Consider the following 16,111-nt stretch of genomic DNA (forward strand, 5'->3'; position numbering starts at 1 on the left):
GATGAGCGATGTCGCCCTGATCGATGCCGGCGGCGCCAATCTCGGCTCGGTGCGCTACGCGCTGGAGCGCCTGGGCGTGGAAGCCAGGCTGGTGCGCGACGCCGCCGGGCTGCAGGGCGCGGACCGGGTGATTTTGCCCGGGGTCGGCGCCGCGCCGCATGCGATGGCGCGGCTGCGCGAGCAAGGGCTGATCGAGCCGCTGCGCACGCTGCAGGTGCCGCTGATCGGCATCTGCCTGGGCATGCAGCTGCTGTTCGAGCATTCCGAGGAAGGCGACGTCGATTGCCTAGGTCTGCTGACCGGCGTGGTCCGGCGCATGCCGCCGGCACTGGGCGTCCGCATCCCGCACATGGGCTGGAACCGGCTGTTGCCGATGCGTGCCTCGCCGCTGCTGGATGGCGTGCCGGAGCACGCCAGCGCCTATTTCGTGCACGGCTACGCCGCACCGGTCACCGCCGACACCGTGGCCGCCTGCGATCATGGCGGCCTGTTCACCGCGGTGGTGCAGCATGGCCGCCGCTGTGGCGCGCAATTCCATCCCGAGCGCTCGGCGAGCACCGGCGCGCGCATCCTGCGCAACTTCCTCGAGACCGATTTCCGATGAGCTTCATCGTCTATCCCGCATTGGACATCCGCGACGGCCGCGTGGTGCGGCTGGCGCAAGGCGACTACGCCCGCGAAACCCATTACGGCGACGATCCGCTGCCGCGCGCGCAGGCCTTCGCCGATGCCGGCGCAGGCTGGATGCATCTGGTCGACCTGGACGCGGCGCGTGCCGGCGGCTATACCCTGGCGCCGCTGCTGAGCCAGATCCGCGCGCAGACCGGGCTGCAGGTGCAGACCGGCGGCGGCGTGCGCTCGCGCGCCGACGTGCAGCGCATGCTCGACGCCGGCGCCGCGCGCGTGGTGATCGGCTCGCTGGCGGTGCGCGACCGCGAATCGGTGCTGGCATGGCTGGCCGAGTTCGGCGCCGAACGCATCACCGTGGCCCTGGACACGCGCCAGGACGCGCACGGCGTGTGGCGGCTGCCGGTGCTGGGCTGGACCGAGACCTCCTCGCTGACCCTGGAAGCGCTGGCGGTCGAGTACGCCGCGGCCGGACTGAAACACCTGCTGTGCACCGACATCGCCCGCGACGGCATGCTGTCCGGACCGAACCTGGCGCTGTACGCCTACCTGCGCCGGATCGCGCCGGGCGTGGACGTACAGGCCTCCGGCGGCATCCGCAACGCCGCCGACGTGCGCGCCGCGCGCGAGGTCGGCTGCGCCGGCGCAGTGCTTGGCAAGTCGCTGCTGGAAGGGCGATTGCGCCTGGACGAGGCGCTGGCATGCTGAGCCGGCGCATCATCCCGTGCCTGGACGTGCGCGAAGGCCGCGTGGTCAAGGGCGTCAAGTTCCGCGACCATATCGACATGGGCGACATCGTCGAGCTGGCTTTGCGCTACCGCGACCAGGGCGCCGACGAACTGGTGTTCTACGACATCGGCGCCAGCCCGGAAGGGCGTTCGGTGGACTACGCCTGGGTCGAGCGCGTGGCGCGGCTGATCGACATCCCGTTCTGCGTGGCCGGCGGCATCCGCGACGTGGCCACCGCGCGCGCGGTGCTGCATGCCGGCGCCGACAAGATCTCGATCAACTCGCCGGCGCTGGAGCGGCCGGCGCTGATCGCCGAACTGGCCGAAGCGTTCGGCGTGCAATGCGTGGTGGTGGGCATCGATTCGATCCGCGAGGACGACGGCCAGTGGCGCGTGCGCCGCTTCACCGGCGACCCGGACAAGACCCAGGCGCTGAGCGTGCGCACCGTGGACTGGGTGGTGGAGGCGCAGCAGCTGGGCGCCGGCGAGATCGTGCTCAACTGCATGGACAACGACGGCGTGCGCCGCGGCTACGACATCGCCCAGCTGTTCGAGGTGCGCACGTTGTGCAAGGTGCCGCTGATCGCCTCCGGTGGCGCCGGGCAGATGCAGCACTTCGCCGACGTGTTCGAACAGGCCGACGTGGACGGCGCGCTGGCCGCCAGCGTGTTCCACAGCGGCGCGATTCCGATTCCCGACCTCAAGCGCTTTCTGCGCCAACGACAGATCGAGGTGCGCGATGGCGCATGAGCACGAAGCCGCCGCCGCGCCCGCGGATGCGGCGTTTGCTGGGGACACCTTGGATTGGAGCACGCTGGATTGGAGCAAGGGCGACGGCCTGCTGCCCGTAGTGGTGCAGGACGCGGCCACGCTGCGCGTGCTGATGCTCGGCTACATGAATGCCGACGCGTTGGCCGCGACCCGCGCCAGCGGCAAGGTCACCTTCTACAGCCGCAGCAAGCAGCGGCTGTGGACCAAGGGCGAAAGCTCGGGCAACACCCTGGCGCTGGTGGCGATCGAGACCGACTGCGACCGCGACACGCTGCTGGTCACAGCGCACCCGCACGGGCCGACCTGCCACCTCGGCCGCAGCAGCTGCTTTCCGCAGGCGCCGGGCCAGTTCCTGGGGGCGCTGGACCGCCTGGTCGCACAGCGCGAACGCACGCGACCGCCCGGCAGCTACACCACGCAGCTGTTCGAGAAGGGCACGCGGCGCATCGCACAGAAGGTCGGCGAGGAAGGCGTGGAAACCGCATTGGCCGGCGTGGCGCAGGACGATGCAGCGCTGCTCGGCGAATCGGCCGACCTGCTGTACCACCTGACCGTGCTGCTGCGCGCGCGCGGCCTGGCGCTGGCCGACGCGGTTGCGGTGCTGGAAGCGCGGCACAAGTAGGTTCGCGCCACGGCGGTCGGCGCCGTGCCGCGGCGGATGGCTACAATCGCGGCTGGTTTCGATTGCCGGATATCCCGCATGTCGCTGCGTGCCGTAGTGCTTCTCTGCCTGTTGACCGCCGCCGCGCCCGCGCCGGCGCAGACCGCCACGATCAGCGGCAGCGTCTATCAGGAGCGCGACGGCCATGCGGGCCGCGGCAGTGGCGAGCGCGGCATCGCCGGCGTGCAGGTCTCCGACGGCGTGCAGATCGTGCGCACCGATGCGCAGGGCCGCTACCGCCTCGACGTGGTGCCGGGGCGCACGGTGTTCGTGATCAAGCCCGACGGCTATGCCTTCGCCAGTGCCGGCAACGGTTTGCCGGCGTACTGGCGGCACTACGCGCCGGCCGGATCGCCCAAGCTCAACTACCCGGGCATCGCGCCGACCAGCGGCGCCAGCGACGGCTGGGATTTCGCGCTGCGCGCGCAACCGGCCGCGGCCAGCACCGAAGTGCTGGTGTTCGCCGACACCCAGACCGCCTCGGTGACCGACATCGGCTACTACGCGCGCGACATCGTTGCGCCGCTGCTCGGCAAGACCCGCGCGCGCCTGGGTACCACCCTGGGCGACGTGGTCAGCGACGACCTGTCGCTGTATCCCGCATTGAACGCCGAGACCGCCAGGCTCGGCGTGCCGTGGTTCCACGTGCCCGGCAACCACGACCTCAATGTCGATGCGGCCGACGATGCCCACTCGCTGTCCAGCTGGCGCGCGGTCTACGGGCCGGACACCTATGCGGTGGAGGAGGGCGGCGCCAGCTTCGTGTTCCTCGACGACGTGGTCTACCAGCCGCAGCAGCAGCCCAAGTATGTCGGCGGCCTGCGCGAGGACCAGTTCGCGTTCCTGCAGGCCTACCTGGCCACGCTGCCGAAGCAGCGGCTGCTGGTGCTGGGCATGCACATCCCGCTGTTCGACGCCGCGCCGGGCAAGGAGACGTTCCGCCATGCCGACCGCGCGCGCCTGTTCGCGCTGCTGCAACCGTTCGCGCAGGTGCTGGTGCTCAGCGGCCACAGCCATACCCAGCGCCACTACTATCACGGCGCCGCCGATGGCTGGCACGGCGCGCAGCCGCTGCACGAATACAACGTGGGCGCGGCCTGCGGCGCGTTCTGGTCCGGGGCCAAGGACGCCGACGGCATTCCCGCGGCGACGATGGCCGACGGCACCCCGAACGGCTATGCGCTGCTGACCGTGCAGCGCGATGGCCGCTACGCGCTTGCGTACCACGCCGCGCGTGCCGCGGCCGATGCGCAGATGCGTTTGCATGCGCCGAAGGTATTGCGCCGCGGCGCGTATCCGGCCTGGGCGGTGTATGCGAACGTGTTCATGGGCGAGGACGACAGCCGCGTGGAATACCGCATCGACGACGGCGCGTGGAAGCCGATGGCCCGCGTGCAGCAGCCGGATCCGGATCTGCTCGCCGAAAACGCGCGCGACGATGCTGCCGACGCACTGCGCGGCTACGACCGTTCGCCGGAAGCGATCCCCTCGCAGCACCTGTGGCGCGGCGCCTTGCCGACCGACCTGGGTGCCGGCGCGCACCGCATCGAAGTCCGCGCCTTCGACCGCTGGCGCGGCGAGCAACGCGCCAGCACCGGCTATCGTCTGCAGGACGCGACGCCCTGAGTGCGCGTCGCGCATCGGCGCGTTGAGGCGATGGGTGCCTGGCCTGGCAAGCGGCTAGCGTTTCGACTTCCCGCGTCGTGCCAGCAGTCGCGACGAGCGCAGCGGTGGAGGTGCCGCGACCGGGCAGCGTCGGGACTGAAGTCCCTCCCCCAGTGCACCCGGCGAACAGGCCGCAGGTTCCTGTAGGAGCGGCTTCAGCCGCGACAAATGCGTCGGCAAATGCGTCGGCTGTGCACGCTAACTGTCGTGGCTGAAGCCACTCCTACAGTGCACCCGGCGGGCTCGCCGCGAGTTCTTGTGGGAGCGACTTCAGTCGCGACGAGCGCGAGTAGCAAACCCTTCAGAGCCCGCGGATCTGTCGGCACCGCTGGCCACAAGACACAAGAGCAGCAGATGGATTTCCGAATCCCGAAAACAAAAACGCCTCCACGCGGGAGGCTGTCGAAAGCAAATGATCCTGGCTGGCGAGCGAAGGCGAGCGGGCGGAAGGATCGGGCGCAGCTGGCTGGCGTGAGGCTGGCGGGCTTGCTACGGGGCCAAGTCTAGCGAGCGCCAAGATTTGGCGATCAAACGCGACTCAGTCGCATCTTCTCGCAAGGCGGCGCACAAAAGACATGCCCTCGATGCCGCACTACGCACTTTGTTGGATCATCTTGAGCGGCTGTCGTCGCGCGACGCACATGGTAGGTACGACCGCGGAAGGCGGTGCCCGTTCGCCGCACTGAAGCCCCTTTCCCTCCGGCGACCGAAGGAAGTCCCCGTGGGAGAGAGGGGTTGGGGTAAGGGTCGGGGCGAAGCCATTTCGCGATCCTTTCGAAGGTTGCCGCGCGCGCACCGAATCTGCCGTCTCGGCCTCGTCATCGGCATTCGGAGCCGAAGCCTCGTCCGGCTTGGCTATTGCCCGGCCTTGCCGTCGGCCGGGGTGTCCGGCGCTGCTGTCGTCTGCGTCTGCGCCTCAGGTTCCGGATAGGGATACGCCGGCGCCGCGACCGGCCGCAACTGTGCGCGCCAGCGCTGCAGCAGCGGTGCGATGCGCGCGCCGACGTACAGCTGCGGATACGACGGCGCTTCGCCTTGCGCCTGTTCGCGCGCGCTGATCTCGGCCGTGGCCAGGCGATAGCTCTCGACGAAATCGGTGGTGCGCGCCAGCGCGTCGATCAGCCAGGCGCGGCCGAAATAGGTGGCGCTGGCGGTGTTGCCGCAGCCGAACGAGGGCCGGTCGCGGCGCGCGGCGGTGATGATCAGCGTGTCCGGACTCTTCAGCGCCGGCACGAAGCCGCCCGAGTAGCAGGCCGACAGCACGATCACCCGGTTGCGGATGCCGGCGGCGTCGAGCAACCCGCGCAGTTCCTTGGGGGTGATGGTGTCGTAGTCGGCGTCCTCGCCGGGGCCGAACTGCACATACAGCTCGTGCTGTTCGGTGCCGTGGCTGGTCAGGAACAGCAGCAGCGCGTCCTCGCGCCGGTCCATCAGCTTGCCGATCCGCTGCAGCGTATCGGCCAGGTTGTCGTACGAGGCCTGCGGCGCGTAGGCGTGGGCGCCTAGATTGTCGGCGTGGTTGATCAGGGTGACGATGCGTCCCGCCGCGCCGAAGCGCTGCGCGAACAGCTGGCGCAGGTACCGGGTCTCGTTGCGGAACACGTCTTCGCTGGCGTCGCCGGCGAAGCCGACCACGTACAGGTCGGTGCTGCCCGGCCGCTGCGGCTGCAGCGCGGCCAAAGCCTTGCGCAGCTGCGCCTGGTCGATCGGATCGACCGGCGCCGGTGCATCGGCCTGCGCCTGTGCCTGCGCCGCGCCGGCATCCGCATGGCAGGCCGGCAGCAGCAGCGCCAGCAGCAGGGTCAGGGCCAGGCGTCGGTACGGCAAGCTGCTGCGCAAGAACCAAGGCATGGGCGGCGGCGGATGCGACGGAAGAAGGACGCGGCAGCGCGTGGCGATGCCGCGCTGCACTCAGAACGCCAGCTCGGCGAAACGCTCCACGCGCCGGTGGCCGTTGCAGGCATCGCCGAGGCGCGGTTCGGGATAGTCCTCGCGGCGATCGACCAGCACCGTGTCCAGCCCGGCCTCGCGCGCGGCATCGAGTTCGGCGACCACGTCGGACAGGAACACGATCTGCGCGGCCGGCACGCCGGTCGCCTCGGCGATGCGCGCGTAACTGGCCGCCTCGCGCTTGGCGCCGACTTCGGTGTCGAACCAGCCGGAGAACAGCCCGGTCAGGTCGCCGGCGTCGCTATGGCCGAAGAACAGTTTCTGCGCCGGCACCGAGCCGGACGAGTACACGTATAGCGGGTGGCCGTCGGCATGCCAGCGGCGCAGCGCCGGCGCCGCGTCGGGGTAGATGTGCGCGGCGAAGTCGGCGTCGCGGTAGCCGGCTTCCCAGATCATGCCCTGCAGCGCCTTCAGCGCTGTGTGCTTGCGGTCCTGGTCGATCCAGCCCTGCAGCGTCTCCACGATCACCGCATCGGTGCAGATGCCGCCAGATTCGGTCGCCACCGCGTCCAGCCACTGCCGCACCTGCGGCTGCTGGCCGTGCTCGCGCACGAAGTCGGGCAGGGCGCGGCGCGCGTAGGGGAACAGCACGTCCTTGACGAAGGAGATGCTGCTGGTGGTGCCTTCGATGTCGGTCAGGATCACGCGGGGGGCGCTCATCGTTCAGTTCGCCTCGCCGCGCAGCGCCGCTTCGTAGCGCGGGAAGCGCTGGGCGATGTCGGTGTCGGTGAAATGACCGACCCAGCCGTCCGGCTCGGTGAAGAAGCGGATCGCGATGAAGCGCGGCTCCGGGCCCATGTCGAACCAGTGGTGGGTGCCGTCCGGCACCGCGATCAGATCGTTCTGCACGCATTCGATCTCGTAGACCTTGCCGTCCACGTGCAGGGTGAACAGGCCCGAGCCGGCGACGAAGAACCGAACTTCGTCTTCCTTGTGGAAATGCTCGTCGAGGAACTTGCTGCGCATCTCCTCGCGCTGCGGATGGTCCGGGGCGATGCTGACCACGTCCACGGTCTTGAAACCGTGCGTGGCGACCAGCCGGTCGATGTCGGTCTTGTAGGCGGCCATCACCGCTTCCGGCGTGGCGCCGGCCTCGATCGGCTGGTCGGCCTGCCAGCGCTCGAAGGTGACGCCGATCTTGCGCAGTTCGGCGGCGATCGCGTCGCCATCGCGGCTGTCGAACAGCGGCGCGTCGGGAGTGGTTTCGGCGAAGATGCGGAGTCGGCTCATGGCGGCGGGCGAGGGCGTCGTGGAGGGGAGGAAAAGGGTAGCAGCTGGGGGGTAAGCCGCCGTTGCGGCGCTGGAACGCTGTCGCGCGGCGCGGCGCGCCGGGCCTCAGCCGCTTGCGCGCAGCTTGCGCAGTTCCAGCTCGCAATGCAGCAGGAACTCGATCGCTTCCAGGTGGCGGCGCGCCTCGGCCATGTCGCGGCCCCAGGCGTACAGGCCGTGGCCGTCGATCAGGTAGCCCCACAGCGGGGCGCGGTCGAGCAGCGCGTCCACCTGCGCGGCCAGCACGGTCATGTCCTGGGTGTTGGCGAACACCGGCAGCTCCACCGCGGTTTCGTGGGTCTGGTTGCCGTGCAGCGCCTTCAGCAATTCGTAGCCTTCCAGGCGCACGTGGCCGGCGCCGGCGTACAGCCGCGAAGCGATGGTCTGCACTGGCGAATGCGTGTGCAGCACGCAGCCGACTTCCGGGAAACGGCGGTACAGCTGGGTGTGCAGCAGGGTCTCGGCCGAGGGCCGGTGATCGCTGCCGACGGCCTTGCCGTCGAAGTCCACCACCATGATGTCGGCCTCGACCAGCCGGCCCTTGTCGCGGCCGGACACGGTGATCGCGGCATGCGCGGCGTCGAGCCGGTGCGAGAAGTTGCTGCTGGTGGCCGGGGTCCAGCCGGCCGCCGACAGTTCGCGGATGTTGCCGATCAGCAGCTGGGCCAGCGTGCGCAGGCGTTCGGTATCGTAGGGCTGTGCGTTCATGCCCCTATTCTAGCCAGCCCGTGTGGCACGCAGACGGCTGTGGCGGAAGCCGTAGCCGAAATAGATCAGCAGGCCGAGCCCGGTCCAGCCGCCCATCAGCAGCCAGTTGTGCGCGGTCATCGCCGACAGCAGCGCCAGGCAGCTGAGCATGCCGGCGATGCAGATCGGCCAGGCGAACGGGATGCGGAACGGACGCGGCAGGTCCGGCTGGGTGCGGCGCAACACCAGCACCCCGGCGCAGACCGCGGCGAAGGCGATCAGCGTGCCCATCGAGGTCAGTTCGCCGAGCACGTCCAGCGGGAACAGCGCCGCCAGCAGCGCGATGCCGATGCCGGTGATCACCGTGTTGATGTGCGGGGTGCGGTACTTCGGATGGATCTTGGTGAACACCGGCGGCAGCAGCCCGTCGCGGGCGATGATCATGAAGATCCGCGGCTGGCCGATGATCATCACCAGCACCACCGAGGACAGGCCGATCAGCGCGCCGACCTCGACCACCACCCGCAGCCAGGCCAACTGCGGGTGCGCGGCCACCGCGGTCACCACCGGCTCGTCGGTGCCCAGTTGGGTGTAGGGCACCAGCCCGGTCATCACCGCCGCCATGGTGATGTACAGCACGGTGCAGATCACCAGCGACAGGATCATGCCGATCGGCAGGTCGCGCTGCGGCCGGTGCGATTCCTGCGCCGCCACCGACACGGCCTCGAAACCGATGTAGGCGAAGAACACCATCGCCGCGCCGCGCAGCACCCCGTCCATGCCGTACTTGCCGGGGCCGGCGTTGGCCGGGATGAACGGATGCCAGTTGGCCGTGTCCACGTACTTCCAGCCGACCGCGATCACCAGCAGGATCAGCCCGGTCTTCAGGATCACCATCGCCATGTTCATCGCCGAGGACTTGCGGATGCCGGCATAGCACAGCCAGGTCAGCAGCAGCACGATGCCGGCGGCGGGCAGGTTGGCGATCGCGCCGGTGCGCTGCAGCTTGCCGTCCAGCGGCGCGTTGACCAGGGCCGCGGGCAGGTGCATGCCGAAATGATCGAGCAGGCTCAGGAAATAACCGGTCCAGCTCACTGCCACCGCCGAGGACGACACGCTGTATTCGAGCACCAGCATCCAGCCGATGAACCAGGCCGCCAGCTCGCCGAAGGTGGCGTAGGTGTAGGTGTAGGCGCTGCCGGACACCGGCACCATCGCCGCGAATTCGGCATAGGCCAGCGCGCAGAACGCGCAGCACAGCGCGGCCAGCACGAACGACAGCATGATCGCCGGGCCGGCATGGTTGGCCGCGGCCTGTCCGGTGATGACGAAGATGCCGCCGCCGATCACCGCGCCGATCCCCAAGGCGGTCAGGCCCCACGGGCCGAGCGAGCGCTGCAGGCCCAGGCCGCCGGCGTCCTCGTGAGCGGCATGGGGGTGTTTGGTGGCCCAGAGTTGTTTGAACATGGAGCGGTTCCTGTTGATCCCTGCACATGGACGTGCAGGCTCTTGCATGAGGGACGCGAGATTTGAATCCCGCACACGGACGTGCGGGCTTTTGCGAGGGACGCGCAATTACGCCTTGGTGGCCAGGCGGCTGTGGCGGATGCCGTAGCCGAAGTAGATGAACAGGCCGATCACGGTCCAGCCGACGAAGACCTTCCAGTGTTCCTGGAACGCTTGCAGGAACAGGAACAGGCAGGCCAGCGCGCCGAGCGGGCAGATCACCATCGCCAGCGGCACCCGGAACGGGCGCCCCAGGTCGGGCTTGGTGAAGCGCAGCACCATCACCCCGATGCAGACCGTGGCGAAGGCGAGCAGGGTGCCCATCGACACCAGTTCGCCGAGCACGTCCAGCGGGATCAGGCCGGCCAGCAGCGCGGCCACCACGCCGACGAAGATGGTGCCGACGTAGGGCGTGTGGAACTTGCGATGGACCTTGCCGAACAGCTTGGGCAGCAGGCCGTCGCGGGACATGGTGTAGAAGATGCGTGGCTGCGCCATCAGCATCACCAGCACCACCGAGGACAGGCCGGCGATCGCGCCGATCTCCACCGCGGTCTTCAGCCAGGCCAGGCTCGGGTAGTGCTCCAGCGCGGTGGCGACCGGCTTGGCGGTGCCGAGCTGGGTGTAGGGCAGCAGGCCGGTCAGTACCGCGCAGACGATGATGTAGATGACCGTGCACACCGCCAGCGACACCAGGATGCCGATCGGCATGTTGCGCTGCGGGTCCTTGGTTTCGCCGGCCGAGGTGGAGACCGCGTCGAAACCGATATAGGAGAAGAACACGATGGAGGCGGCGCGGAAGATGCCGCTCCAGCCGAACTGGCCCGGCCCGGTGTTCTCGGGGATGAACGGATGCCAGTTGGCCGGATCGATGTGGGAAATGCCGAAGCCGACGAACAGGCAGATCACCGCGACCTTGATCGCCACCACGATGGCGTTGACGAACGCGGACTGGGTGACGCCGACGTAGCACAGCGCGCTGACCGCGACCACGATCAGCACCGCCGGCAGATTGACGATGTTGCCGGAGGCGACGAAGGCATCGCCGTCCCAGACCAGCGGCGCGCCGGCCAGTTCGGCGGGGAACGGCAGGCCCAGGGTGCCGCTGAGGAAACTGATCAGATAGGCCGACCAGCCGACCGCGACGCTGGAGCCGGCGAACAGGTATTCCAGCACCAGGCACCAACCGATGAACCAGGCCACGCCTTCGCCCAGGGTGGTGTAGGAGTAGGAGTAGGCGCTGCCGGACACCGGCATCATCGCCGCGAATTCGGCATAGCACAGGCCGGCGAAGGCGCAGGCGATGCCGGCGAACACGAACGACAGCATCACCGCCGGTCCGGCGTGGTTGGCCGCAGCCTGGCCGGTCAGCACGAAGATGCCCGCGCCGATCACCGCGCCGATGCCGAGCATGATCAGATGCTTGGCAGTGAGGGTCCGTTGCAGCGTGGCTTCGCCTTCCAGGCTGCCTTCGAACGGTTCGCCGGCATCGACGTGGCCGGCAGGCTCGATCGGCTTGACCCTCAACACAGACTTCAGCATGCGGTGCATTTCCCAGTGGCGATCGGAGCGGTCTCGCCCCGGTAACGATGGTGCGCTAGGCCCAAGCAGGCCACGCAAGCGTCGTACCATGCCAAAGCCGGGCGGCCGCCACAAGCAGCGCTGCGCCGTCGGCGGCGATAATGGCCGGCCCCGATCGCGAGAACCGCCCATGCCGGACCTTTCCCTGCGCCGCCAGTTGCACGCCTATGCCACCCTTTGGCCGCAGCAGGCCGAGGTTGCCGCGCAATTCCTGGCAGTGCTGGACGATGCGCAGGACCCGTTCGTGCGCGAACGCCTGGACGGCCACTTCACCGGTTCGGCCTGGCTGGTCAGCGCCGACGGCACCCGCACCCTGCTGACCCACCACCGCAAGCTGCAGCGCTGGCTGCAGCTGGGCGGGCATGCCGACGGCGAGCGCGACCTGGCGCTGGTGGCGCTGAAGGAAGCCACGGAGGAATCGGGGCTGTCCGGGCTGGCGCTGGAGGACGGCGCCCTGTTCGACCTGGACCGGCACTGGATCCCCGAGCGCAGCGACGTGCCCGGACACTGGCACTTCGACGCGCGCTACGTGGTGCGCGCCGGCGCGGACGAGGCGTTCGCGGTCAGCGCCGAGTCGCTGGCCCTGGCCTGGCGCCCGATCGCCGAACTGCTGTCCGAGCCGGACCTGGATCCGTCGCTGCGGCGCATGGCCGGCAAGTGGCTGGCGCACCGCGGACGCTGATGCGCAGGTGACGGGCGTTGCCTGACTGGCGTGCGCGGGCGCTGAGCATCCGCCGCTGGCTGGGCGTGCATCGCGGGATTGGGTACCCTTGGGCGCCCGTTGCCCGTGCATGCCCATGTCCCGCACCGCTGCTGCCTTCACCTACCGCCTGGCGTTCCGCCCGCTCGACGAACGGATGGCGTCGGCCGAACTGGCGCGCACCGTGCACCGTGCGCTGCTGGCGTTGAGCGGGCCGCCGCATGGCGTGGCGATCGTCAGCCTGCAGCGCCCGCCGCGCGAGGACGGCGCCGGCCTATACATGGAGGCCGTCACCACCGGCCCGGAGCGGTGGTACCTGAAGGCCGACGATTATCTGTTGAGCGAGGGGTTGCGCGGTGAATTGCAGCCCTGATCGGGACTGGGGACTCGGGACTCGGGACTCGGAAGAGCGTGGGTTGCGTGATCTGCTTTTCCGCGCTTGTTTTCTGCGTCTCAAGCGTTCGTGCGTTTGCGCCACCGCCATCCATCCAGGCCTGGTCGCAGTCGGAGAGCGGACTCGCCGGCGTCGCCGCTGTTCCGAGTCCCGAGTCCCGGGTCCCGAGTCCCGAACTCAGTAAAGAACCCTCGTCCGCACCGTCCCCGCGATCTGCCCCAGCTCGTCCTTCAGCACCGCCGCCAGTTGCTCGCTGGCGGCGACGTCGATCACCACGTAGCCGACCTTGGGGTCGGTGCGCAGGAACTGGCCGTCGATGTTGACGTTGTGGCGCGAGAACAGTTCGTTGACCTGCGACAGCACGCCCGGCACGTTGCGGTGGATGTGCAGCAGGCGCAGGCTCTCGGCGTGCTCGGGCAGGCTGACCTCGGGGAAGTTCACCGCCGACACGGTGCTGCCGTTGTCGCTGTAGCGCACCAGCTTGGCCGCCACCTCCACGCCGATGTTGTCCTGCGCTTCCAGCGTGCTGCCGCCCACGTGCGGAGTCAGGATCACGTTGTCGTGCGCGGCCAGCGGCGATTCGAACGCGTCGCCGTTGCCCTTCGGCTCGACCGGGAACACGTCCACCGCCGCGCCGCCGATGTGGCCGCAGGTCAGCGCCGCGTCCAGCGCGGCGATGTCGATCACGGTGCCGCGCGAGGCGTTGATCAGGTGCCCGCCCGGCTTCATCTGCGCGATCTGCGCCGCGCCGATCATGTCCTTGGTCGCAGGCGTTTCCGGCACGTGCAGGGTCACCACGTCCGAACGCGCCAGCAGCTCGTCCAGGTCGGTCGCCGCGCGCGCGTTGCCCAGCGATAGCTTGGCTTCGATGTCGTGGAAGATCACCTGCATGCCCAGCGACTCGGCCAGCACGCCGACCTGGGTGCCGATATGCCCGTAGCCAACGATGCCCAGCACCTTGCCGCGGGTCTCGTGGCTGCCGGCGGCCGACTTCGACCAGCCGCCGCGGTGGCATTCGGCGTTCTTCTGCGGAATCCCGCGCAACAGCAGGATCGCCTCGGCGATGACCAGCTCGGCGACGCTGCGGGTATTGGAATAGGGCGCGTTGAACACCGGGATGCCGGCCAGCTCGGCCGCGTCCAGGTCCACCTGGTTGGTGCCGATGCAGAAGCAGCCGACCGCGATCAGGCGCTTGGCCTGCGCCAGCACCTCGGCGCTGAGCTGGGTGCGCGAGCGGATGCCGACGATGTGCGCCTCGGCGATGCGCGCCTTCAGTTCGTCTTCCGGCAGCGACTTGGCGTGCAGTTCGATCTGCGAGTAGCCGGCGGCGCGGAACACGTCGATGGCGGTCTGGCTGATGCCTTCGAGCAGCAGCACGCGGATATCCTGCTTCGGAAACGAGGTTTTCTTGGGCGACATTGCAGCGACGAGGCCTGGCGAAAGGGGCAGTCACTATGCCAGATGGATCCGCGCTTTGGTGCGACGCAATAGGACGCCGGGAGGGCGCGGATGCAACGGTGGCGACGGTTTCAGTTGCATCTTGTTCGGGACTCGGGACTCGGGACTCGGAGCGAGCGTGCGCCTGACAGTCGTCCTTGCTTCGAGCCGGTGGCCCTTCGCTTTTCCGAGTCCCGGGTCCCGAGTCCCGCACACAACTAGACGCCACCGCACAACGCTGGCACGCTTGAACGCTTGCCTTCGCCACGACCTCTGAGCCGATGACCGACCCGCGCCTGGATGCCCTTACGCACGCCGTTCCCGGACTGCGCCTGAAGACCGACCCCGCCGACCTGGAGCACTACGGCCGCGACTGGACCCGGCGCTGGACGCCGGCGCCGCTGGCGATCGCGCTGCCGGCCACGGTGCAGGAGGTGCAGGCGGTGCTGCGCTGGGCCAACGACCACGCGGTGGCGGTGGTGCCTTCCGGCGGCCGCACCGGCCTGTCCGGCGGCGCGGTGGCCGCGCACGGCGAACTGGTGCTGAGCCTGGAGCGGATGAACAAGGCGCTGGCGTTCGATGCGGTCGATCGCACCCTCACCGTGCAGGCCGGCATGCCGCTGGAAGCGGTGCACAACGCCGCGCGCGAGCACGGGCTGGTGTATCCGGTGGATTTCGCCGCGCGCGGCTCGTGTTCGATCGGCGGCAATATCGCCACCAATGCCGGCGGCATCCGCGTGATCCGCTACGGCAATACCCGCGAATGGATCGCCGGGCTCAAGGTGGTGACCGGCAGCGGCGAGTTGCTCGAGCTCAACCGCGGGCTGATCAAGAATTCCAGCGGCTACGATTTTCGCCAGTTGCTGATCGGCTCGGAAGGCACCCTCGGCATCGTCGTGGAGGCCACGTTGCGGCTGACCGACCCGCCGCCGCCGAGCAACGTGATGCTGCTGGCGCTGCCTTCGTTCGAAGTGCTGATGCAGGTGTTCGCCGCGTTCCGCAGCCGCCTGCAGCTGGAGGCCTTCGAATTCTTCACCGACCGCGCGCTGCAGCATGTGCTGGCGCACGGCGCGCAGGCGCCGTTCGACACGGTCTATCCGTACTACGTGGTTACCGAATACGCCAGCGGCGACGAGGCGCAGGAAGCCGCGGCGCTGGCCGCGTTCGAGGCCTGCATGGAGCCAGGCTGGGTGCTGGACGGGGTGATCAGCCAGAGCGATGCGCAGGCCGCGCAGCTGTGGCGCCTGCGCGAAGGCATCACCGAGGCAGTGGCGCGCTACACGCCGTACAAGAACGACGTGTCGGTGCGGATCTCGGCGATGCCGGCGTTCCTGGCGCAGACCCAGGCGCTGCTTGGCCACGCCTACCCGCAGTTCGACGTGGTCTGGTTCGGCCATATCGGCGACGGCAACCTGCACATCAACGTGCTCAAGCCCGACGCCACCGCCGACGCCGACTTCATCGCCGCCTGCGAGCAGGTCACCAAGCTGCTGGCGCAGGTGCTGGCCGAGCATGGCGGCAGCATCTCCGCCGAACACGGCATCGGCCTGGTCAAGAAGCCGTATCTGCAAAGCACCCGCAGCGCCGAGGAGATCGCGCTGATGCGCGCGGTCAAGCGTGTGTTCGATCCGGCCGGGCTGCTCAATCCGGGCAAGCTGTTCGATCCCTGAGCCGCGCGCCGGCGGTGCAGGCGCGGGCGCTGCGGCGATGCTCGCGCTCGCGGCGGCGGCCGGCTAGGCTATGCCGAGGCGGCCACCGCCGCTTCTCCTTCCCGATCCCGTTGGAACCGATGCGATGAACCGAGTGACCGCGCGCTGCGCGCTGTTGTTGATCCTGACCGTCCCGGCGTTCGCGCAGGCATCCAGCGTCGCCGGCAGTTCCGCCGGCTCGGCCTCGGCCGGTTCGGCCGGCAGTTCGGCGTCCTCGGACAGCAGCTCCGGCAACGACAAGCTGGTGCTGCAGGCGCGCGACGACGCGGCCGGTTTCGTCGCCAGCGCCGGCCGCCTCCGCGGCGCGCAGCTGGAGGCGGCGCTGCGCGTGCTGCGCGAGCGCAACCCGCAGGCGCAGCAGGCCAGCGACCTGCAGTTGGCGCAGGCCATCCTGGCGCTGTGACACCGCGCCCGCGGCGCCGGCTG

The 16,111-nt window shown here is 69.3% G+C and carries 16 protein-coding genes; 9 read left to right on the plus strand and 7 right to left on the minus strand.

The genetic code is table 11. The features are described 5' to 3' along the window. Position 1: 1 nt before the first annotated feature. The 5 genes from hisH to KHF85_RS09335 all read left to right on the plus strand — a co-directional run bounded on the left by hisH (position 2) and on the right by KHF85_RS09335 (position 4,413). Positions 2-604: an imidazole glycerol phosphate synthase subunit HisH gene (hisH, locus tag KHF85_RS09315; protein WP_284569344.1), complete on the plus strand. Its 603-nt coding sequence runs from the start codon at positions 2-4 to the stop codon at positions 602-604. Beyond that, complete coding sequence (gene hisA / locus KHF85_RS09320; RefSeq protein ID WP_284569345.1) at positions 601-1,335, plus strand: 1-(5-phosphoribosyl)-5-[(5-phosphoribosylamino)methylideneamino]imidazole-4-carboxamide isomerase; 735 nt, start codon at positions 601-603, stop codon at positions 1,333-1,335. Before hisH ends, hisA begins: the two co-directional genes overlap by 4 nt. Further along, on the plus strand, positions 1,329-2,105 hold the full coding sequence (gene hisF / locus KHF85_RS09325; protein WP_284569346.1) for an imidazole glycerol phosphate synthase subunit HisF: 777 nt from the start codon (positions 1,329-1,331) through the stop codon (positions 2,103-2,105). The genes hisA and hisF overlap by 7 nt, the downstream gene beginning before the upstream one ends. After that, complete coding sequence (gene hisIE / locus KHF85_RS09330) at positions 2,095-2,748, plus strand: bifunctional phosphoribosyl-AMP cyclohydrolase/phosphoribosyl-ATP diphosphatase HisIE (RefSeq protein WP_284569347.1); 654 nt, start codon at positions 2,095-2,097, stop codon at positions 2,746-2,748. The genes hisF and hisIE overlap by 11 nt, the downstream gene beginning before the upstream one ends. A 78-nt stretch (positions 2,749-2,826) precedes the next feature. Next, positions 2,827-4,413, plus strand: coding sequence for a calcineurin-like phosphoesterase family protein (locus tag KHF85_RS09335; protein ID WP_284569348.1), 1,587 nt, complete (start codon positions 2,827-2,829; stop codon positions 4,411-4,413). 894 nt (positions 4,414-5,307) lie between these two features. Here KHF85_RS09335 and KHF85_RS09340 read toward each other — a convergent pair. The 6 genes from KHF85_RS09340 to KHF85_RS09365 form a co-directional block, all read right to left on the minus strand. Further along, positions 5,308-6,303 (minus strand): C13 family peptidase, encoded by a 996-nt coding sequence (locus tag KHF85_RS09340; RefSeq protein ID WP_064541995.1) that lies wholly within the window; start codon positions 6,301-6,303, stop codon positions 5,308-5,310. A 60-nt stretch (positions 6,304-6,363) separates the two neighbouring features. Beyond that, entirely contained in the window at positions 6,364-7,062 is a 699-nt protein-coding gene (mtnC, locus tag KHF85_RS09345) for an acireductone synthase (RefSeq protein ID WP_284569349.1), read from the minus strand. A 3-nt stretch (positions 7,063-7,065) separates the two neighbouring features. Next, complete coding sequence (locus KHF85_RS09350; RefSeq protein WP_284569350.1) at positions 7,066-7,632, minus strand: 1,2-dihydroxy-3-keto-5-methylthiopentene dioxygenase; 567 nt, start codon at positions 7,630-7,632, stop codon at positions 7,066-7,068. Positions 7,633-7,737: 105 nt separating this feature from the next. Next, entirely contained in the window at positions 7,738-8,379 is a 642-nt protein-coding gene (locus KHF85_RS09355) for a methylthioribulose 1-phosphate dehydratase (RefSeq protein ID WP_284569351.1), read from the minus strand. Positions 8,380-8,388: 9 nt separating this feature from the next. Then, complete coding sequence (locus KHF85_RS09360) at positions 8,389-9,825, minus strand: amino acid permease (RefSeq protein ID WP_284569352.1); 1,437 nt, start codon at positions 9,823-9,825, stop codon at positions 8,389-8,391. A 108-nt stretch (positions 9,826-9,933) separates the two neighbouring features. Next, positions 9,934-11,406: an amino acid permease gene (locus KHF85_RS09365; RefSeq protein ID WP_284569353.1), complete on the minus strand. Its 1,473-nt coding sequence runs from the start codon at positions 11,404-11,406 to the stop codon at positions 9,934-9,936. 169 nt (positions 11,407-11,575) lie between these two features. Between KHF85_RS09365 and KHF85_RS09370 the strand changes: the two genes are divergently transcribed. Together KHF85_RS09370 and KHF85_RS09375 are read left to right on the plus strand one after the other, a co-directional pair. Continuing rightward, positions 11,576-12,127, plus strand: coding sequence for an NUDIX hydrolase (locus KHF85_RS09370; protein ID WP_284569354.1), 552 nt, complete (start codon positions 11,576-11,578; stop codon positions 12,125-12,127). Positions 12,128-12,236: 109 nt separating this feature from the next. Next, positions 12,237-12,518 (plus strand): hypothetical protein, encoded by a 282-nt coding sequence (locus KHF85_RS09375; protein ID WP_345782177.1) that lies wholly within the window; start codon positions 12,237-12,239, stop codon positions 12,516-12,518. A 198-nt stretch (positions 12,519-12,716) separates the two neighbouring features. On the opposite strand, the gene serA is transcribed toward KHF85_RS09375, so the two are convergent. Beyond that, the gene (gene serA / locus KHF85_RS09380) at positions 12,717-13,958 is read right to left on the minus strand and encodes a phosphoglycerate dehydrogenase (RefSeq protein ID WP_284569355.1); all 1,242 of its coding nucleotides are present in this window, start codon (positions 13,956-13,958) and stop codon (positions 12,717-12,719) included. 299 nt (positions 13,959-14,257) lie between these two features. Between serA and KHF85_RS09385 the strand changes: the two genes are divergently transcribed. Together KHF85_RS09385 and KHF85_RS09390 are read left to right on the plus strand one after the other, a co-directional pair. Further along, on the plus strand, positions 14,258-15,646 hold the full coding sequence (locus tag KHF85_RS09385; protein ID WP_284569356.1) for an FAD-binding oxidoreductase: 1,389 nt from the start codon (positions 14,258-14,260) through the stop codon (positions 15,644-15,646). A 124-nt stretch (positions 15,647-15,770) separates the two neighbouring features. Beyond that, positions 15,771-16,088 (plus strand): DUF2388 domain-containing protein, encoded by a 318-nt coding sequence (locus KHF85_RS09390; protein WP_284569357.1) that lies wholly within the window; start codon positions 15,771-15,773, stop codon positions 16,086-16,088. The last annotated feature ends 23 nt before the right edge of the window (positions 16,089-16,111 follow it).

Origin of the sequence: Xanthomonas graminis pv. graminis, from assembly GCF_030168915.1 — a bacterium.
GTDB classification, from domain to species: domain Bacteria; phylum Pseudomonadota; class Gammaproteobacteria; order Xanthomonadales; family Xanthomonadaceae; genus Xanthomonas_A; species Xanthomonas_A translucens.